Genomic DNA, 20,072 nt, shown 5'->3' with positions numbered 1-20,072 from the left:
CAAATATATATCATTTTTAGAAATACTTAACCTTTGTAGCTGAAATTTTAGTCTCTATTTTTACTGTCAATTAAAATAGTTACAGGACCGTCGTTCAAGAGGTTAACCTTCATATCTGCGCCAAAAATTCCGGTTTGAATTTTTTTACCGAATTCTTTTTCTAAAGTCTGTACAAAATTCTCATACATTGGAATTGCAAATTCAGGTTTTGAAGCTTTTAAGTACGAAGGGCGATTGCCTTTTTTTGTAGAAGCATGAAGCGTAAATTGACTTACCACGATAATATCTCCATCGACATCCTGAACAGAACAATTCATGACATCATTATCGTCGCCAAAAATTCTTATTTTAATAATTTTACCAACCAGCCAATCAATATCTTCCTGAATATCGAGATCTTCTATTCCAACTAATATCAATAACCCTTTTTGAATATCGGCTACTTTTTTATGATCTATGGTTACTGATGCTTCTGAAACTCTTTGAAGAACTACTTTCATATTTTATATAATGATGTGTTTTTTTGCCACTCCCGATAGCTATCGGATACACGAATTAAAAAGATTTTAAATTCTAACGTTAGATGCACTGCAGTGCATCTCTACATTATAACTTTGTCTATAATTCACAATTAACAATTAATAATTATTTCCTTAGTTCGTCACTTGCTTTTCGATCTTCATCATACGAATCTGTACGATAATTTTCGTCGTCACCTTCTAATATTTTCAAGTAACTATTGTAACGGGACCAAGCGATCTCATCTCTTTCTAAAGCTGCTTTTATAGCACAATGTGGCTCTTCTTTGTGCAGGCAATTGTTAAACTTACATTGGTCTTTTAGTTTAAAAAACTCAGGAAAATAACCACTGATCTCTTCTTTTTCCATATCTACAATCCCAAAACCTTTAATTCCCGGAGTGTCAATAATTTTGGCATTAAAAGACAAATCATACATCTCTGCAAAAGTTGTGGTGTGCTGACCTTGTTTACTGGCCTCAGAAATTGTCTTGGTTTTAAGATGCAACGATGGCTCCATAGCGTTTACCAAAGTCGATTTTCCAACACCAGAATGTCCGGAGAACATACTAACTTTATCAATCATCATTTCTTTTAGCTCATCAATTCCTTTCATTTCGGTCGAAGAAACGCGAAGACATTTGTAACCAATTTGCTGATATACGTATTGCATATACAATTGATCTTCGAGCGTTGGCTCATCAAAAGTATCTATTTTATTAAAAACCAGAATAGTCTCGATATTATAAGCTTCGGCAGTTACCAAAAATCGGTCTATAAAATTAAAAGTTGTTGGCGGATTATTAATCGTTATCAATAAAAATACGCGATCAATATTCGACGCGATAATATGCATTTGATGCGATAAATTAACCGATTTACGAACAATATAATTCTTTCTTTCGTGAATATTAAAAATTGTTCCGGTTAAGGCATCCGAAGTTTCTTCGAGTTCATAATCGACAATATCGCCTACAGCAATAGGATTGGTACTTTTAATACCTTTCATCCTAAACTTCCCTTTCATACGGCATTCTATAAAATCGCCTTTTTCAGATTTTACAGTATACCAACTTCCTGTAGATTTATATACGAGTCCTGTCATTCTTTACTTTTAGATTTCTGATTTTAGATTTTAGATTACTCTGAAATCTAAAAAATATTAAAAGGCAAAATTACGTTTTTAGAATTGAACAACGCAACTTCGCCTTTTAAAATTAAAAAACAGATCCTAATATTGGTTCATTTACCAAACAATTTCGGCTAAAATTTCATTTTCTTTGATTTTTCCTAGCTGAATTGTTTTTAATGTTCTTGATGTTTTTCCTGCCGTAGTCGTATAAATTTCTACCATAACAGTTGCAGGGCCATTTTCTGTTAATTCAGTTTCGCCAAAATAGTTGGTTTTAATTTGGTATTTTCCTTTTACAGCATTTCGGATCAAATATTGTTCAGGCCCGTAACCTTGCGTAAAATCTTTTGAAAATCTCGCGCCAGCTTGCGTACTCTTATGTGCATAATAACACTCTTCTCCATCTGGCTCTATAACATGAAGATCTAAATCTACATCCATCAGGTTCCAATTCATAATTATTCTGATAGCAACAGGCATTTTTGCCAAATATTTTTTATCGAGTTTACCTGTTTTTAAATCTTTATGTTCTGCCGTTAAACGATTAATATCCATTAAAATAATATCTTCTACACCCTCATATTGTCCGCTCATTTCTCCGTAATAATTAACCTCTAATGCCTTAATCAATTGGTCAAAAGCTTCCTGATATTTTCCTGCATCTTCCAGAGTCAAGGCATAATCTCTAAGGCTTTGTGGTTCATGCGCTCTCCATTTTGCAATTTGTGCTGCAGTAAACAAGGCATCATCATAGGCTTTCCATTGGCGTAATGTATAAGTAAGCGTTTTATAAAGCTGGTGGTTTTCTAAACCTAAATCGGCAATATTACTGATAACCTGTAATGCTTTTTTTACATCCCCCTGATTGTAGAAAAAATGCGCCACATCAAAATAAAAACTCGGATTTCTTTCCTGTGCTTTTCTTAGTTCAAAGTACAAATCATATTGTTTTTCTTTTGGTGCTAATGCTAAAGCTTTTAAATACAATCGATCCGGATTCCAGGTTTTAGAATCATTTATAGTACGATTAAAATCGGCATCTTTTAATGCTGCATTAGCAGTTGTTTCCTGATCTTGGGCTATACTATTATTTGGTGATTCCTGCACTTGAACTCCCGCAACTTTACCCGCAACTACCTCTTCCAGTTCATCCTTTGCTTTATTTCTATTTGTTGTTTCAGCTGCCCTTGCCAATGCGGGTTGTACAAATGCAACTTTATCTGCCTGTGGCGGAGCATTCTGAGATATTACGTCATTCTCCATTACCATTGCTGAACTTCCTGAACCAACAGGTTCATCTACCGTCATGGTGGCATCGGGATCTCCTTTTATAGTTTCAGACCCTTTCCTTTTTTTATTTTTCGAAGAAATTTTCTGTGCTGTATATTTAGTATCTTTTTTCCACCAATCATTCAATCCCTGAAAATAACTTTCAATACTTTGCCAATTGTTTTTTTGCTGTGCCAGATTATTATCCTGTTCTTGTTTTTTAATTCGATCAAACTCAGCACGCAATTCTGCTGGCGGAATAATGTCATAAGCAATATAATCTCTAATATCTTCTAAAACAATCAACGAAGTATTCTTGGTTATAATTCCGTATTTTTTTCCCAGAAGCTCTATTTCATCCCCATTTTTTGCATATTGAAAATCAAGATTAGCTATTTTTTTCTGAGCCCAAAGTTTTTCTATATTTACATCTTTGGTATTTTGAGTTGCTGCATCCAGAGTAATTTTTCTTTCTAAAACAGCTTCGCTATTATATCCAAACAACAATGTAATTTCATTTTTTGGATTCAGGGAAATTCCCGAGAAACTAAAACTACCGGAAGCCGAAGTTCCTGCCATTGGAAACAAATCAGTTACTGTATAATTCTCTTTTATACCTAAAAATTTCAAATTAGTATTCGCCAATTTATCCAAAGCAACTTCCTGATTTATCTGGTTTAAATTGATAAAATTTCCGCCTGTTTGCATTGCCGAATAATTTAAAAAAGCAAAATCAGCAGATACAGATGATGTGATCGTGTAAATTGGCTTTTTAGTTTTAGGCAAAACAGCATCACTCAGAGACGAAAGTCCGTCGGAGAAAAATAAATATTCGTCATTGTTTAAAAAATTTATTTGCGAAAAACGGGTTCCTCCGTCATATTTTGCATTCTCTAAAGCCGCTTTTAATTCTGCCCAATTTCCATTAACAATAACATAATCCTTTTGTTTTTCGAAACTATAATTCAAAAAGTACAACGTAACCTTTGTGTTTTTTATTTTCTTAAAATAACCCTCAAGCAAAACCAGTTCCTTTTTTAAATCTCTCGTTTTACAGCTCAACGAGTTATCCCAAATTAAACCAATCGAAGTTGGATTTTTCTTGGCTATTTTATTGCCCTCAATAAAAGTATTACCATAAAAATAATGCTGACCGCCAACATCCTGCATCAATACACTTGGAATATTTTGCTGAATTGGAATTTTAAAAACTAATTTTTCAGAAGGCTGATAGTTTTCTTTTTTAATGGAAGTCTGAAAAGATTGATTCCATTTTGAAAAAGTAATTGCATCCCCGGAATTTTCTGCAACAGTTGGCGACACCTCGGTTCCCAAAACCGAAACATTCATCTCAAACTGATCTAGTTTTTCAGGATAACGACTTACTAACTGATACGCCAAATTATCTTTATCAAATGCTCTAAGTTCTTCTTCGTAACCAATAATTACGGTTCGTTCTCCGTTTGGCATTATAGGATAAATTCTGGTTTTAAAATTATTTCCATCTACTTTCTCCAATAATCCCGGATCAACGCGACGATGTTCGATTGCTTCAAAAACCTGTTTTCCCTTATTTTTATTTACCGGAACCGCTTCTCGTATTTTCCCATTTATGTCGATGGCATATCTTGAAACCGAAACATTTTCCGGTAACGGAAAAATAAGTTCTGCTTCCATCTGACGGGTTCCTGAATTAAAAAAATGCATTTCGGCAGTAGTGTAAGCAATGTTTCCCACCACTTTTACATTTACAATTAGTTTATTCATTCGCACTTTTTGGGCATCATCGCCTTTAACCGTTAATTCAGGGCTTTGTGCAAAAGATTTTGTTGTTAAAAACAACAAGAAATAAAGCAATACTTTCCAATTTACTTGAAAAAATTCTGGCTTAGATAAACGTCTTTTTGATTTCATAACACGAGAGTTAAGTTTGTATATAACTATAGAGCATATAAAATCTAAAAAGGTTGGAATGGGTTATAAAAAAATCAAACCATATCAGTTATATAAGAAAATATAAGCCTAAGATTGAGATTAAAAACCTTGTAAACTATAGCGCACGGTTTCAACCGTGCGAGCTCAATCAATGTTGCAATCTTTTGGAATCGCAAATCTTTGTCCCCACAGTTGAAACCGTGGGCTATGTTTTTATAGAAAATTCTATTTAACCGTATTATGATTTATAACCAAAAAAAAATCTCCAACACTTTTTTTTACAAAGTGCCGGAGATTCTTAAAAAAAACAATCTATTTTCAATCAATGCTATAAGAAAATTTTAAAATAGTTTTAATAAAACTTAAATTAACTTATATCATTTATATGGTTTAGAAAATTATGCGTTGAAAATTTTCTCTTGGTGACCAATACTTTCCTGGTGAATTGCTTTGAACATTCTTAAAACAAACTCTTCCGTAAGACCTTTTTTCTCTCCTTCAAGGATCATTTTTCCTAAGATTTCGTTCCAACGGTTGTTTTGAAGAATCGCTACGTTTGCATCTTTTTTTACCTGACCAATTTCGTCCGCTACTTTCATACGTTTTCCTAATAACTCTAATAAGTTAGCATCAAGTACATCGATGTTAGCTCTTAGTTTAGTCATTTTTTGAGTGTACTGATCTGTAGTATCATCCGTTTTTCTAATCGTCAAATCTTTAATGATTTGTTTCAAAACGTCTGGAGTAACTTGTTGAGCAGCATCAGACCAGGCGTTGTCCGGATCGTAGTGCGTTTCGATAATCATACCATCATAATTCAAATCTAAAGCCTCTTGTGTTACTTCAAAAATCATTTTACGATCTCCGGTAATGTGAGACGGGTCGATGATTAATGGTAAATCAGGAAATTTATTTTGCAATTCGATAGCAATTTGCCATTCTGGAATGTTTCTGTATTTAGTTTTTTCGTAAGTAGAGAAACCTCTGTGAATAACTCCTAACTTCTCGATTCCAGCCATGTGTAAACGCTCAACACCACCTAACCATAAAGCCAAATCCGGGTTTACCGGGTTTTTAACCAAAACGATTTTATCAGTTCCTTTAAGTGTATCAGCAATTTCCTGAACTGCGAATGGGTTTGCAGTTGTACGGGCACCAACCCATAAAACGTCGATATCATGTTCTAAAGCCAGTTTACAGTGAGCCGCAGTCGCAACCTCAGTTCCCATTAATAAACCAGTTTCTTTTTTAGCTTTTTGTAACCATTTTAAACCAATTTCTCCAACACCTTCAAATCCTCCCGGACGTGTTCTTGGTTTCCAGATTCCAGCTCTGAATACACTAACTTTTGAATCTTTCAATTCGTGAGCAATTTTCAAAACCTGATCTTCCGTTTCTGCACTACAAGGTCCAGCTATCACAAGTGGGTGATTTAAATTGAAATCTTCTAACCACTTTCTCATTTCTTTTTTATTTTCCATCTTAATTTTAATTTATTTCTTAGTTGTTGTTAATCCGTTTAATATCTCTTTAATTTTATTTGTGCTTTCCATTTCTTCAAAAATGGCGTTGTAATTTTCGTCTTTCAGCAAGTCTCTAAACCGACTCAGGTTTGAAATATATTCTTCTAATGTTTCGATAACATGTTCTTTGTTTTGCTTAAAAATCGGTGTCCACATCGCGGGAGAACTTTTAGCTAAACGAACCGTACTTTCAAATCCACTTCCTGCCATGTCAAAAATATCCTGTTCGTCTTTTTCCTTGTTCATTACCGTTTTCCCAAGCATAAACGAACTAATGTGCGACAAATGCGAAACGTAAGCAATGTGTTTGTCGTGCGAAGTTGGATCCATATATCGAATTCTCATTCCTATTTCGCTAAAAAGCTTTAACGCCTTTTCCTGCAATTTAAAAGTAGTTTTTTCCACCTCGCAAATAATGTTTGTCTTCCCTTGAAACAAACCTCTTATCGCTGCCGAAGGTCCTGAAAACTCCGTTCCTGCTATAGGATGTGTTGCGATAAAATTTCTTCTTTTTGGGTGACTGGCAACAGCATCACAAATTGGTTTTTTAGTCGAACCTACTTCAAAAACAATTGTTTTATCTCCAACCAAATCCAGTACTTTAGGCAAAACCGTCAGCGCCACATCTACCGGAACCGAAACAATTACAAAATCAGCATCAACCAATTCTTCAAAGCTTCCTGCCTGATCAATAACACCTAAATCAATTGCTTCCTGCAAGTGTTTTTCGTTACTATCTATTCCAAAAATAGTTGCATCAGGATGTTGGCCTTTGATGTCCAGTACCATCGAACCGCCTATTAACCCTATTCCTATTACGTATACTTTCATATTTCTTTTTATTAGAAGCTATTTCCTGCTATCCGTTTCAATCTTTTCTATCCGCCGCAGCGGACACAAAAGGATTTCCACTTCTATCAAGGCTAGGGCTTCTCGTTTTTTCAAAACCTTTAATCTTTTCTGTCACCCTGAGCGAAGTCGAAGGGCGCTCCAACTAGAACGTGGGCTTCGACTTCGCTCAGCCTGACAATCTGAATAAAAATCTTGATTCTTTACTCTTTACTCTTTACTCTTGCCTCTTGCTTCTTGCTTCTAAAATCGATCTATCGCTTCTTGTACTTTTTCTTCTTTCACACACAACGAGAATCTGATATATCCTTCTCCATTACTCCCAAAGATTGTTCCCGGTGTGATAAAAATGTGTTTCTCGTATAATATTTCGTCAATGAACTTTTCTGATGATTCGATTCCTTCCGGAAGTTTTGCCCAGACAAAAAGCCCAACACCTGCTGTATAAACTTTGCAGCCTAATTTCTCTGCTAGTTTTTCTGTCAATTCACGACGGCGTCTGTAAATTTTGTTTTGATCTTCGAACCATGATTTATCACAATTCAACGCTGCAACTGCTCCTTTCTGGATTCCGTAGAACATTCCGCTATCCATGTTGCTTTTTACTTTTAGAACTGCATCGATAATTTCAGGATTTCCTAAAACCATCCCCACTCTCCAGCCTGCCATATTGAATGTTTTACTAAGCGAATTCAATTCTAAAGCCACTTCTTTTGCACCTTCAACCTGTAATAGACTCATTGGGTTATCATTCAAAACAAAACTATACGGATTGTCGTTGATCAATAATATGTTGTGTTTTCTAACAAATGCAACCAATTTTTCAAATAACGCTAAACTTCCTCTTGCTCCAGTTGGCATGTGCGGATATCCCAGCCACATAATTTTTACTTTCGAAAGGTCTAATTTTTCAAGAGCTTCAAAATCCGGTTCCCAGGCATTTGCTTCTTTTAGATCATAATAAACCGGAACTGCACCTACCAAATTCGTTACCGACATATAGGTTGGATAACCTGGATTCGGAATTAAAACGTGATCGCCTTCATTTAAAAATGCTAACGAAATGTGCATAATTCCTTCTTTCGAACCCATCAGAGGCAAAATCTCATTATTCGGATTTAATTCAACACCAAACTGATTCTGATAAAAATCTGCCATTCCTTTTCTCAATTCCGGTAATCCCTGATAGCTCTGATAACCATGCCCGTTTTCGTCTTGAATTGCTGCAGCGACTGCTTCAATTACTGCTTTGGACGGACTCAAATCAGGGCTTCCAATTCCCATATTGATAATAGGTTTTCCCTCAGATTGTAGCTGACGTACTTCTCTCAATTTTGAGGAGAAGTAATATTCTTCAACTGTATCTAATCTTTTTGCTGTTGTAATCATTTTTTTTATTTATATTTTGCTTTAGGCTTTAGGCCGTAAGCTTTATGCTTTTCTCTTTTTGACCTGTCACCCTTAGCGAAGTCGAAGAGCTTTCCAATTGGAACATGGGCTTCGACTTCGCTCAGCCTGACAATTGTATTTAAAATATCAACCTTATGGTTTTGTATTTTTATATTCTCCTAATATTTTAAAATACTCTGCCATTATGCTTAATAAGGATTTGGCTTTTGCAAAATCTTCGTATTTCTCGAATGTTACATCTACGAAAAACGAATATTTCCAAGGTGTTTCAATTTTTGGTAGCGACTGGATTTTCGTTAAATTCAGTTTGCAATCGCTCATTACATTCAAAACGGCTGCCAAACTTCCTCTTTTGTGATCCAATTCAAATTTGATCGATGCTCTGTTGATTTCGTTTTCGGGAACAAATGAATTTTGCTTTTTGATAATCACAAAACGAGTCATATTGTTTTTGATCGTTTGAATTTCCGGAGCTATAATATCCAGATCATACATTTCAGATGCCGTTTTACTTGCTATAGCAGCGATTCCGGTTAGTTGTTTTTCCTGAATTCTTCTGGCTGTTTCGGCTGTATCTTTGTCTTCAACTAACTTAATGTTCGGATATTGTTTTAAGAAATCCATACATTGCAATATTGCCATTGGGTGCGAATGAACTTCTTTTATATCTTCGATTTTCTGACCTTTCAGCGTCATTAAATTTTGACTAATATTCAAATAATGCTCTCCAATTATGTGTAAATTATTCTTGTCAATCAAAGCATAATTCGGAATTATTGGCCCTGCAATCGAATTTTCAATTGCCATAACTGCCTGGTCTGTTTTTCCTGAAAGCAGGCTGTCAATCAATTCTTCAAACGACAAACATTCATCAATTTCCACATTTTCAGAGAAATACTCTTTCACAACCTGATGATGAAAAGAACCTTTTATACCTTGTATTGCAATTTTAGTTGTCATATATTCAAAAAAAAATCCTGATTTTCATCAGGATTGTATATTAGTTTTATTTGTCTTTTTTAATTTTCTCAAATAACCATAGCACAATCCTCACTTCTACTAAAGAAGAAATAAAAAGAGTTGCTAAAATAAAAACGGTTATTAGACATTTTGTTTGTGTTTTTCAATAAATTCTCTGCGAATGTATAAATTAATTTCAGTGCACCAAAAAAAATATTGCATTTTATGAAACAAAAAAGGATTTCTTAACAAATTTATGATGTTTTGTATGATAATATAAAAAAACAGGTTTAAAATGAGATATTTACAATTGGTTTTTCTAAGGCCCTAAGGTTCTGAGATGCTAAGGTTCTAAGTTTTTTTCGCCACGAATTTCACAAATTGACACAAATTATTACAATCATGATATTCAATTTCTCTAATTTTTAATTAAAATTCAACAATTAATAAAATGAAAATTCGTGTAATTCGTGGCAAGCAATTCTCAAAACAACCCCGAGACCGGCTGGTTCTTAATCCCAATTTTCGAATAATCGAAATTCATTTTTTGCTGTAGTAATGAAGCATAGACACTTCTAAAATCAGTTTCGTATTTTAAATCGCCATTATCCAGGTTCGCTAAATCCGGATTATGTCCTAAAATAGTTCCCTTGTTACTTCCTCCTATTATAAACATTGGCGCGGCAGTACCGTGATCTGTTCCGTTTCCGTTATCTTTTACGCGTCGCCCAAATTCTGAAAACACTACGATAGTAACATTTTGAAGTAATTGTGCTTGTTTTAAATCCTGATAAAAACTGTACAAAGCATCATTTAAAGTGGTTAATTGTTTTTCTTGAATGACAAGTTGATTATCATGTGTATCAAATCCGCCAAGCGAAGTATAATATACTTTCGAATTTAGATTTCCTTTTATCAAGCGGCCAATCCATTCCAGGTTTTTTGATAAGTCGGTTTTAGGATAAGTGATTTCTGATTTTGATTTGGCCAGGGCTTTCTGAATTTCATCTGAACCTTCGGTAACGGAATTGGCAATTTTTCGAACAAAATCTAATTGCGGATTATCGGACAAGGTTACATTTTCTTCTTTATCTGATTTTACTTTAAATCGGTTTGGATCTTTTACCGTAATCGAATTAGGCTCTAATCCTTTTAATGCCAGATTATCGATCGAATCCAGATTGATTCCAGCCGTCGCCTGATGTCCGTTGCATTGCAAATCGAGATAACGTCCTAACCAGCCTTCGTTGATGTATTTATTAGAATCTGTTGCGGTTTGCCAAATTTCCTGACTGCGAAAATGCGATCGAATTGGTTCCGGATATCCCACATTCTGGATTACGGTTAAATCTCCGTTTTGCTGCATTTGAGCAAAATCTTTTAACGAAGGATGAAAAGCCATTCCGTTATTCTTACTAATAACCAAATCTTTATTCAAAGCTATTTTGGTCCTTAAATCATAATACAACGGATTATCGTACGGAATAAAAGTGTTTAAACCATCGTTTCCGCCATTCAATTGTACAAATACAATACATTGATCGCCTGTTACTAAATTATTTTGCGAACCAAAAGCGTGCAAAAAATCAGGAAGCACCAGCATTCCGCCAGTAAAAGTTCCTGTAAGCGTTAGAAAATTCCTTCTGTTCATAGCTGTAGCTTTCTAAATTAATTGATATTCGGGTAGTTTCGTGATATAATCAAAAAGTCGTATAACGGCAAAATTGGCGTGGGCTTCTTTTGGGTCGAAATCGTATTTCAGCAAATTCTCCATATCCTTTTGCATCGAATCATTTACTTTAAATAATAATCTGTCTGACAATTCGGTGATTATGGTTTTATTATTTCCGTTAGCATCAAAGTCGATTTTTACATCAATTTTCTCCAATTCTGCTTTTGGCTTTTCAGTATCGGAAGTCATTGTATTCAATACTTTTCTGGTAATACTTCTACCGCTGCAAAGCAAATCTGAGGTATTGTTGCGTTGTAAATAAATTTGTGAAGTTAACCAGGAATTTCCGCCGTCCCAACCTTTTACATTGACCTGATTGTACAAATCCATTCCTTGTTGCTTTAGAAAATAGAGAATCATACCATCATCAAGATCGTCGATATGTAATTCATCCAAAAGCTGTAAAATATAAACCAGCGGATCTTTGATCTTCGTTCCTGAGGTTTCTTTTTTATATTCTTCGGTAAAAATTTTGGTTAATAAAGGCTGTATTTCGAACTTTACTTTTCTGAAACAATCGCCATAATAGATCACTAATTCTTCTGACGGATTATCATAAATAAACCATTTGAGAATTTTTCGGGTAATGAGATACGGAATGTTTTTTTGTTCAAAAATAATATCAACCAGATCATCTGAATTCCAGTTTCCGGTTTTCCCGAAATACGTTTTATTGGTATTGTCCTGCGCCAGGCTTCTATATATTGCTCCGTCATCTCCGTAATTTAATCCGGCCAAGGCTCTTGCGCCTTCTTTGATGTCACTTTCAGAATAATTTCCAATCCCAATTGTAAATAATTCCAGTAATTCCCGACTTAAATTCTCATTGTACTTCCTTTTTTTATTATCGACATTGTCCAGGTATTTGACCATTGCATTTGATTTTACAATTTCCTTGGTCAGTTTTTTGAAATTGCCAAAGGCGTGTTCTCGTAAAATCATATTGTGCTGGTAAATCCAGTAATTGACTTTTACTTTTTGGGTTGTAGAAACAAAATGATTGTGCCAGAAACAAACCATGTTTTCCCGTAGCGGAAATTCGTCGTTTCGCATTTTGCTAATCCACCATTTTTTTAATTCAACCGATGAATAAATTTCCTGCTTGAGGATTTTCTTTTTAGCTTCTGTATCTGCAGTTTTTATCGATTCCTTAAGCTCTTTGAGCTCGATTAATGTTTTGGGATCGTCATTTAAAAAAGCGGGGAGTTGATTATCGAATTTTGAGTCATAGGAATGTTTTAGAAATTTTTCTAATCCTAATTTTTCTATTACATCGGATTCTTTTCCGGAAAAACCCAATCGTAAGGACCAAAGATTGCTTTTTTTCATAATTCAGAAATTATTACAATAAGACTTGACTTTCTCTTAAAGGTTTAAAGAGAAGGTTCTGAGTTTCTTAGTTACTAAGGGACTAAGTTTTAAAAATCTTTGGTAATAATTAGAACGGGGAATTTTTGGGAATATTGTCCAATTCTAATTGACGTGGAAATAGACAAATTAATTAAAAAAGAAACCTTATTGGACTCCTATTTGTAATACCTCAATTCTATTAAAACAATATTAACAACATAGCCCAAGGTTGAAACCTTGGGACACGTATTGGATCAGAATTGGATCTGATAACATTGTATTCCCAAGGTTGAAACCTTGGGCTCTGGCGAAAGATTGAAGATTGTTTGTTTCTGGCAATTGACAAAACACAAACAACATCATTTTTTTCATAAATTTCTATTGAATAATGACTAACTCCAATTGAAGTAAATAGCTCCTAAAAAAACAAAAGCAGCTATCATTACAATAACTGCTTTCTATAAATTTAAAGATATAAATCTTTCTTCTTTACTCTATTTTCTTTCCTCTAAATAAAAAGAATTAAGACCCACACATTTCACAATCATCAGGTTCTGCTGCTTGTGCTTTTAAAAGCATTGCTTTATAATCCTCAACGCTGATTGCTTCTGTTTCCGGAACTAAAGTTGCCGGTGCATCTTCTTCTTTTTTATCGTTGTTTAGGGTAAATTTAATTGCATCAACCGCAGATTTTGTTCTTAGGTAATACATTCCTGTTTTTAAACCTGATTGCCAAGCGTAAAAGTGCATTGACGTCAATTTAGAATAGTTTGCATCTTGCATGAACAAGTTCAATGATTGCGATTGGTCAATAAAATAACCTCTTTGACGTGACATATCGATAATGTCTTTCATAGACATTTCCCAAACTGTTTTGTATAGTTCTTTAAGGTCTTGCGGAATCACATCAATATTTTGAACTGATCCGTTATGACGCATTATTTCTTGTTTCAGTGTTTCGTTCCACAAACCTCTGTCTACTAAATCGTGAAGTAAGTGCTTGTTTACTACGATAAATTCTCCAGACAATACACGACGTGTGTAAATGTTTGATGTATAGGGTTCAAAAGCTTCATTGTTTCCAAGGATTTGAGAAGTCGAAGCTGTTGGCATTGGCGCAACTAATAAGGAGTTACGAACTCCATGTTCCATTACTTCTTTTCTTAAGGATGCCCAGTCCCAACGACCAGACAATTCTTCATCTTTCATTCCCCACATGTTGTATTGAAATTCTCCTTGTGACATTGGAGAACCTGCAAATGTAGAATATGGTCCTTCTTCTTTTGCCATTTCCATAGAAGCGGTTACGGCTGCGAAGTATAAGGTTTCGAAAATTTCCTGATTTAATACTTTTGCTTCGTCACTTGTAAACGGCATACGCAACATGATAAAAGCATCTGCTAATCCCTGAACTCCTAAACCAACCGGACGGTGGCGTAAGTTAGAATTTTCAGCTTCTTTTACCGGATAGTAGTTTCTGTCGATTACTTTGTTCAGGTTACGGGTTACACGTTTTGTTACGTTGTAAAGTGCTTCGTGATCAAATTTTCCGTTTTCAATAAACATTGGCAACGAAATAGATGCCAGATTACAAACCGCGATTTCATCTTTTGATGTATACTCCATAATCTCTGTACACAAGTTCGATGAACGAATTGTTCCTAAATTCTTGTGGTTCGATTTACGGTTTGCTGCATCTTTGTACAACATATACGGAGTTCCTGTTTCGATTTGTGATTCCAGGATTTTCTCCCATAATTCCCGTGCACGAATGGTTTTTCTACCTTTTCCTCTAAATTCATAATCAAGATACATAGTTTCGAATTCTTCTCCGTAAACATCGTATAATCCAGGGCATTCGTTAGGACACATTAAAGTCCATGATGCATCTTCCTGAACGCGTTTCATGAATAAATCAGAGGTCCACATGGCGAAGAATAAATCACGCGCACGCATTTCTTCTTTTCCTGTATTTTTCTTTAAATCTAAAAAGTCGAAGATATCTGCATGCCATGTTTCGATGTAAATCGCAAAACTTCCTTTACGTTTTCCACCACCCTGATCTACGTAACGCGCCGTATCGTTGAAAACTCTCAACATAGGTACGATCCCGTTTGACGTTCCGTTTGTACCACGAATATAAGATCCTGTTGCACGAACGTTATGAATAGAAAGACCAATTCCTCCTGCTGATTGCGAGATTTTTGCCGTTTGTTTTAAGGTGTCATAAATACCATCAATACTATCGTCCTGCATTGCCAAAAGGAAACAAGAAGACATTTGTGGTTTTGGAGTTCCTGCATTAAACAACGTTGGTGTTGCATGCGTGAAGAACTTTTTAGACATTAAGTCGTAAGTTTCGATTACTGATTTTAAATCGTCAAGGTGAATACCAACTGAAACACGCATCAACATGTGTTGTGGTCTTTCGACGATTTTACCGTTTATCTTTAGCAAATACGAACGCTCTAAGGTTTTGAAACCAAAGTAATCGTAATTGAAATCTCTTGTATAAATAATATGAGAATCAAGGAAAGCAGAGTTTTCCTGAATTACGTTGAATACTTCATCCGAAAGTAATGGTGCTTCCTGACCATTTCTTGGATTTACGTAATTGTACATATCTTTCATCGTTTCTGAAAACGACTTTTTAGTATTCGAATGTAGGTTTGAAATTGCCACACGAGCTGCTAACTGAGCATAATCCGGATGTGCAATCGTCATTGAAGCTGCCGTTTCAGCTGCAAGGTTATCTAGTTCAGAAGTTGAAACTCCATCATACAATCCTTCGATAACACGCATGGCTACCTTAACAGGATCTACAAGCTCGTTTAAGCCGTAACACAATTTTTTGATTCTTTCTGTAATCTTATCAAACATTACTGGCTCTTTATGGCCATCTCTTTTTACTACATACATAAGCTTACTATTTTAGTTATTGAAAAAATGAAAGACATTGGAATAACGAATTCCATGGCTTAAACATTGCGTGTTTTTAAATTATTTTTTGAGAATTGCAGGATTCTCAATAGTTATCTGTTCCAGTCTATAAAATAAACCGAAAAGGCATTAAAAATTGTCATTGAACCTGCGATTTGGGAAAGAGATTCAATCAAAAAATGTTTGTAAAAAAATTTTATTCTTTTTAGTGTTTCCAGTTAACACTAAAATTATTCTGGTTGTCTAAAAGTCTGCATCGAATGAAATTTTCTGAGCATCACTATCTGTGTTCATTACACCTGATTTTTGATACTCTGCAACACGTTTTTCAAAGAAATTAGTTTTTCCCTGAAGAGAGATCATATCCATGAAGTCAAACGGATTTGCTGATCCATACACACGCTCGCAACCTAATTCTACTAATAATCGATCTGCAACGAATTCCAGATATTGCGTCATTAAAGTAGCATTCATACCTATTAAACTTACCGGAAGAGATTCTGTAACAAATTCTCTTTCGATATCTAAAGCATCAGTAATAATTTCTTTAATTCTTTCTTTTGGCACTTTATTAATCAAATGATGATTGTGCAAGTGTACTGCAAAGTCACAGTGTACACCTTCGTCACGAGAAATCAATTCGTTAGAAAAAGTCAAACCTGGCATTAAACCACGTTTCTTTAACCAATAAATAGAACAGAAAGCTCCTGAAAAGAAAATCCCTTCAACTGCTGCAAAAGCAATTAGTCTTTCGGCAAACGAATCAGATTCAATCCATTTTAATGCCCAGTCTGCTTTTTTCTTAATTGCAGGAAAAACTTCTAAGGCATTAAATAATTCTGCTTTCTCTGCTTCATCTTTTACATAGGTATCAATTAGAAGAGAATACGTTTCGCTATGAATGTTTTCCATCATGATCTGAAAACCATAGAAAAACTTTGCTTCGGCATATTGAACTTCGTTTACAAAGTTCTCTGCCAGGTTCTCATTTACGATTCCGTCAGAAGCAGCAAAGAATGCCAAAATATGTTTAATAAAATATCTTTCGTCGTCACTAAGTTTATTATTCCAATCTGTCAAGTCCTGATGTAAATCGATTTCTTCGGCAGTCCAGAAACTAGCCTCCATTTTCTTGTACCATTCCCAAATGTCATGATGTTTGATAGGAAAAATAACGAAACGATTTTTATTTTCTTGTAATATTGGTTCGACTTGTGACATGGTAATTTTGTTTAATTTTTGTATCGAATTTTTACTAATTCAATAGACTACAAAGATTGTCAATTATCGCTAAAAATGAAAGCCAAACTTATTCACAATTCGGCGTAGTTTTTAACAACGCTATAAATTTGAGATATTTTTCAGACAAATAATTAATTTATTGTAAATGAACTACTTAAAAGCCATACTTAAACCTAGAAGCCCTGTAAAATATAGACTTTCTGGAATAAAAAGCAAGAAATTTTTAATTGTTTTTAAAAGTTTTTTTTTGAGTTAAAACTTTATTTTTTGAGTTAAAAAAAGTCCTCAAAAAGCAATAATTAAGGCGTGTTGTTTTTTAAGATTTTTTGAGTTCTTCAGCCACTTTTTCGAGCTCTAAATACCAGTCCTGACCAAAACGACGAATCAAGGCTTCTTTGACGAATTTATAAACCGGAACTTCCAATTCTTTCCCTAAAGAACAGGCATCATCGCAAATATCCCATTTATCATAATTTACTGCAGCGAACTCTGTAAAGTCTTTTACCCTGATTGGATATAAATGACAGGAAACAGGTTTTTTCCAGTCTACGATTCCCTGATTATAAGCTTGCTCAATTCCACAAAGCGCCGTTTTACCGTCAAAAATAACATAAGCACAATCTTTTTCATCTATTAATGGTGTTTCAAGATCGCCATCTGTACCTTTTACCCAGGTCCCTTGCGCTTCGATTGCTGCAATTCCTTCTTTACGTAAAAAAGGTTTTACCTTAGGATAAATTTCTTCCAGGATTTTAGTTTCTGCTTCGTTCAAAGGCGCACCGGCATCTCCGTCTACACAGCAAGCTCCTTTGCAAGCGGACAAATTGCACACAAATTCTTTTTCAAGAATATCTTCTGAAATAATGGTTTTACCTAATTGAAACATGATAATAAAGTACTGAAATTTATAAAGTGCAAAGATAGGCAAAGAAAATGGATAAAAAATTTACCACAAAGATTCACAGAGTTTTTCAGAAAGATTCACAAAGAATAGCGCTGTTTTAATCTTTTTACAATTTAAGCTTTGCGGGAATACTTTGCGAAACTCTGTGTAATAACTATCAATTGTTACATATATCACTATTTCGATACTTAAAACGTGTTTTTGTAACAAAAATACATGGTATCAAAAAAACACTTACCTTTATTATCTACCTTTGCAAAAAATTTTAAATCCATAAATTCAAAAAATATGTTAGAGATTGATTTTAAAGAAATTATCACTGTCGGAATGGTGCTTTTTGCTGTAATTGATATCGTAGGATCAATTCCTATCATTGTGAATCTGAGAGCAAAAGTTGGACATATCGAATCTGAGAAAGCTTCGATTGTTGCCGGAGCTATTATGATTGTTTTTCTATTTGTTGGAGAAGGATTTTTAAGCCTTATTGGGATCGATGTGCATTCGTTTGCCGTTGCAGGATCGTTTGTATTATTCTTTCTTGCTTTAGAGATGATTTTAGGAATCCGGATTTATCGTGACGAAGAACCGGGATCTGCTTCTATAGTCCCTTTAGCGTTTCCTTTAATTGCCGGAGCAGGAACTATGACTACTTTACTTTCGCTGCGATCACAATTTCATACCATTAATATTATAATCGCCATTTTATTGAATATTATATTGGTGTATGTTGTTTTAAAATCATCAAAGAAAATCGAGAATTTATTAGGAGAAAACGGACTTGGCGTGGTTCGTAAGACATTTGGAGTGATACTTTTAGCGATTGCTGTTAAATTATTTGCTGCTAATGTTAAAGGTTTGTTTGTCTAACAATTATTTTTATAAATTTACCCCATAAAATTTCTAAAATACAACTTAAGGACATTTTTTACGTCTAAAGGTTTTACTTTATTATTTTAGGCAAACAAACAACCATTATGAAAATTTTTACTTCAATCTTAGTGCTTTTAGCATTAGCTTTAATTGTTTTTAATATTACGTTGCTAGACTTCAAAAATCCTTTCCAGGGAGACAGTGTAGTTGCTTTTATTGGAATCGCAGCTTCATTTTGTGCCGTTTTGATTCTTTTGATTTTTAGAATTTCTAAAAGAATTGAAGAAAAAACAAACGGTCGATAATATGTTCGACGTTTTAATTATTGGCGGAGGCGTTTCAGGCATGTCTTGTGCCTTGGTTTTAGGATCAGCAAAAAACAAAGCTTTTGTTACCGACAAAAAAATCGGAATTTTTACCCACCAAAAGAATTCTTCCTTACAAGAGGCAATTTTCTACAATGCTTATGGCATAACGCCAGGAAAATTAGGATCTGATCTTCTAATAGAAAGTACGCAGGATTTAGCCACAACTTACCCGCACATCTCTCAGATTGCAAACGAAAAAGTCATTAAAATCGAAGGTTCTTACCCGGAGTTTACGATTATTACAAACAAAGATTCTTATAAAACCAAAAATATTGTTGTCGGGATTGGTTCTGCCAATACTTTTGACATCGAAGGATTGATGCACTACATCGAACCTCATAAAAAAGCACTTCCTGAAAAACAACGTATTCAGCTTAAAAACGACGATCATAAAGTTGCTGATGGCATTTATGTAATTGGAACTTTGGCAGGCTGGAGAAGTCAATTGGCAATTGCTGCCGGAAGTGGTGCTGCTGTTGCAACAGACATTCTAACTTTATGGAATAACGGTGTACAAACTCACGCTCACGATAGTATCCGATAAAATTAAAACATAAGTTTTTTATTAATTAAGCTTATTAAGATTTGACGCTTGAATAGCTTAATGCTGAAAATCAAAAAACATAAACTTCTACAAAAGACAAAACCATTAAGATATTAAGAAAATTTAGCCCAAAGCTTAATAAACTTAATATCTTAATGGTTCATTTTTTTTATGGTTTAACTTTTTACTTCACAGAAACAATTTCTTTTACTTTGATGTGTTTCTCGGTATCTGTTTTCCAGATTTCTCCTTTTAAGGATACCTCATCACCTTCTTTAAATCTTTTGAAATTTTGAGGCCCACCAACATTTACAATGCTGATTGTAGCAAAATAAACTTCATTTTTATCTGTATTGATTTTGGCTGTGTATCCGTCTTTTCCATTCTCAATAGATACTACTTTTCCTGAAATTGCGTTTTTATCCTTCATACAGGCACAAGAAATTACAAAAGTCATTAAAACTACGAGGAAACTTACTCTTTTTAGATTTTTCATATTTATGGTTTAACTGCGGTCCGGATTGCA

The 20,072-nt window shown here is 34.5% G+C and carries 16 protein-coding genes; 3 read left to right on the top strand and 13 right to left on the bottom strand.

Features of this window, described 5'->3' with window-relative positions; genetic code table 11:
- Positions 1-47: 47 nt before the first annotated feature.
- From dtd to B0A64_RS14040, 12 genes are all read right to left on the bottom strand, one after another.
- Complete coding sequence (dtd, locus tag B0A64_RS14095) at positions 48-500, bottom strand: D-aminoacyl-tRNA deacylase (protein ID WP_089480160.1); 453 nt, start codon at positions 498-500, stop codon at positions 48-50.
- A gap of 145 nt (positions 501-645) precedes the next feature.
- Positions 646-1,623 carry a ribosome small subunit-dependent GTPase A gene (gene rsgA / locus B0A64_RS14090; protein WP_089480159.1) on the bottom strand — a complete coding sequence of 326 codons (978 nt, stop codon included), beginning with the start codon at positions 1,621-1,623 and terminating at the stop codon, positions 646-648.
- Between the two features lie 141 nt (positions 1,624-1,764).
- Entirely contained in the window at positions 1,765-4,833 is a 3,069-nt protein-coding gene (locus B0A64_RS14085; protein WP_089480158.1) for a VIT domain-containing protein, read from the bottom strand.
- 419 nt (positions 4,834-5,252) lie between these two features.
- The gene (locus tag B0A64_RS14080) at positions 5,253-6,335 is read right to left on the bottom strand and encodes a bifunctional 3-deoxy-7-phosphoheptulonate synthase/chorismate mutase type II (RefSeq protein WP_089480157.1); all 1,083 of its coding nucleotides are present in this window, start codon (positions 6,333-6,335) and stop codon (positions 5,253-5,255) included.
- Positions 6,336-6,347: 12 nt separating this feature from the next.
- Positions 6,348-7,208 (bottom strand): prephenate dehydrogenase, encoded by an 861-nt coding sequence (locus tag B0A64_RS14075; protein WP_089480156.1) that lies wholly within the window; start codon positions 7,206-7,208, stop codon positions 6,348-6,350.
- A 261-nt stretch (positions 7,209-7,469) separates the two neighbouring features.
- Positions 7,470-8,615, bottom strand: coding sequence for a pyridoxal phosphate-dependent aminotransferase (locus tag B0A64_RS14070; protein WP_089480155.1), 1,146 nt, complete (start codon positions 8,613-8,615; stop codon positions 7,470-7,472).
- 153 nt (positions 8,616-8,768) lie between these two features.
- A complete protein-coding gene (locus tag B0A64_RS14065; RefSeq protein WP_089480154.1) occupies positions 8,769-9,596 on the bottom strand; it encodes a prephenate dehydratase in 828 nt (275 codons plus the stop codon).
- 484 nt (positions 9,597-10,080) lie between these two features.
- Complete coding sequence (locus tag B0A64_RS14060) at positions 10,081-11,247, bottom strand: DUF1501 domain-containing protein (protein ID WP_089480153.1); 1,167 nt, start codon at positions 11,245-11,247, stop codon at positions 10,081-10,083.
- Positions 11,248-11,259: 12 nt separating this feature from the next.
- Positions 11,260-12,657 carry a DUF1800 domain-containing protein gene (locus B0A64_RS14055; RefSeq protein ID WP_089480152.1) on the bottom strand — a complete coding sequence of 466 codons (1,398 nt, stop codon included), beginning with the start codon at positions 12,655-12,657 and terminating at the stop codon, positions 11,260-11,262.
- A gap of 543 nt (positions 12,658-13,200) precedes the next feature.
- Positions 13,201-15,597: a ribonucleoside-diphosphate reductase subunit alpha gene (locus B0A64_RS14050; RefSeq protein WP_089480151.1), complete on the bottom strand. Its 2,397-nt coding sequence runs from the start codon at positions 15,595-15,597 to the stop codon at positions 13,201-13,203.
- Between the two features lie 264 nt (positions 15,598-15,861).
- A complete protein-coding gene (locus B0A64_RS14045) occupies positions 15,862-16,839 on the bottom strand; it encodes a ribonucleotide-diphosphate reductase subunit beta (protein WP_089480150.1) in 978 nt (325 codons plus the stop codon).
- Between the two features lie 337 nt (positions 16,840-17,176).
- Positions 17,177-17,746, bottom strand: coding sequence for a DUF3109 family protein (locus tag B0A64_RS14040; protein WP_089480149.1), 570 nt, complete (start codon positions 17,744-17,746; stop codon positions 17,177-17,179).
- Between the two features lie 306 nt (positions 17,747-18,052).
- On the opposite strand from B0A64_RS14040, the gene B0A64_RS14035 reads away from it, so the two are divergent.
- From B0A64_RS14035 to B0A64_RS14025, 3 genes are all read left to right on the top strand, one after another.
- Positions 18,053-18,631 (top strand): MarC family protein, encoded by a 579-nt coding sequence (locus tag B0A64_RS14035; RefSeq protein WP_089480189.1) that lies wholly within the window; start codon positions 18,053-18,055, stop codon positions 18,629-18,631.
- Positions 18,632-18,738: 107 nt separating this feature from the next.
- A complete protein-coding gene (locus B0A64_RS14030; RefSeq protein ID WP_017496183.1) occupies positions 18,739-18,939 on the top strand; it encodes a hypothetical protein in 201 nt (66 codons plus the stop codon).
- 1 nt (position 18,940) lies between these two features.
- Positions 18,941-19,546: an FAD-dependent oxidoreductase gene (locus tag B0A64_RS14025; RefSeq protein WP_089480148.1), complete on the top strand. Its 606-nt coding sequence runs from the start codon at positions 18,941-18,943 to the stop codon at positions 19,544-19,546.
- A gap of 184 nt (positions 19,547-19,730) precedes the next feature.
- On the opposite strand, the gene B0A64_RS14020 is transcribed toward B0A64_RS14025, so the two are convergent.
- A complete protein-coding gene (locus B0A64_RS14020) occupies positions 19,731-20,042 on the bottom strand; it encodes a hypothetical protein (protein WP_089480147.1) in 312 nt (103 codons plus the stop codon).
- Positions 20,043-20,072 lie beyond the last annotated feature (30 nt).

It is taken from the genome of Flavobacterium araucananum, from assembly GCF_002222055.1.
Taxonomy (GTDB): domain Bacteria; phylum Bacteroidota; class Bacteroidia; order Flavobacteriales; family Flavobacteriaceae; genus Flavobacterium; species Flavobacterium araucananum.
Note: the sequence above shows the minus strand (reverse complement) of the source record. Positions and strands in the feature narration are given on the sequence as shown.

Bases quoted from the DNA above. Each gene is read 5' to 3' on its own strand.
- B0A64_RS14060 (WP_089480153.1), bottom strand. From the start codon at position 11,247: ATGAACAGAAGGAATTTTCTAACGCTTACAGGAACTTTTACTGGCGGA.
- B0A64_RS14055 (WP_089480152.1), bottom strand. From the start codon at position 12,657: ATGAAAAAAAGCAATCTTTGGTCCTTACGATTGGGTTTTTCCGGAAAA.
- dtd (WP_089480160.1), bottom strand. From the start codon at position 500: ATGAAAGTAGTTCTTCAAAGAGTTTCAGAAGCATCAGTAACCATAGAT.
- B0A64_RS14030 (WP_017496183.1), top strand. From the start codon at position 18,739: ATGAAAATTTTTACTTCAATCTTAGTGCTTTTAGCATTAGCTTTAATT.
- B0A64_RS14025 (WP_089480148.1), top strand. From the start codon at position 18,941: ATGTTCGACGTTTTAATTATTGGCGGAGGCGTTTCAGGCATGTCTTGT.
- B0A64_RS14070 (WP_089480155.1), bottom strand. From the start codon at position 8,615: ATGATTACAACAGCAAAAAGATTAGATACAGTTGAAGAATATTACTTC.
- rsgA (WP_089480159.1), bottom strand. From the start codon at position 1,623: ATGACAGGACTCGTATATAAATCTACAGGAAGTTGGTATACTGTAAAA.
- B0A64_RS14065 (WP_089480154.1), bottom strand. From the start codon at position 9,596: ATGACAACTAAAATTGCAATACAAGGTATAAAAGGTTCTTTTCATCAT.
- B0A64_RS14075 (WP_089480156.1), bottom strand. From the start codon at position 7,208: ATGAAAGTATACGTAATAGGAATAGGGTTAATAGGCGGTTCGATGGTA.
- B0A64_RS14050 (WP_089480151.1), bottom strand. From the start codon at position 15,597: ATGTATGTAGTAAAAAGAGATGGCCATAAAGAGCCAGTAATGTTTGAT.
- B0A64_RS14035 (WP_089480189.1), top strand. From the start codon at position 18,053: ATGTTAGAGATTGATTTTAAAGAAATTATCACTGTCGGAATGGTGCTT.
- B0A64_RS14040 (WP_089480149.1), bottom strand. From the start codon at position 17,746: ATGTTTCAATTAGGTAAAACCATTATTTCAGAAGATATTCTTGAAAAA.
- B0A64_RS14085 (WP_089480158.1), bottom strand. From the start codon at position 4,833: ATGAAATCAAAAAGACGTTTATCTAAGCCAGAATTTTTTCAAGTAAAT.
- B0A64_RS14045 (WP_089480150.1), bottom strand. From the start codon at position 16,839: ATGTCACAAGTCGAACCAATATTACAAGAAAATAAAAATCGTTTCGTT.
- B0A64_RS14080 (WP_089480157.1), bottom strand. From the start codon at position 6,335: ATGGAAAATAAAAAAGAAATGAGAAAGTGGTTAGAAGATTTCAATTTA.
- B0A64_RS14020 (WP_089480147.1), bottom strand. From the start codon at position 20,042: ATGAAAAATCTAAAAAGAGTAAGTTTCCTCGTAGTTTTAATGACTTTT.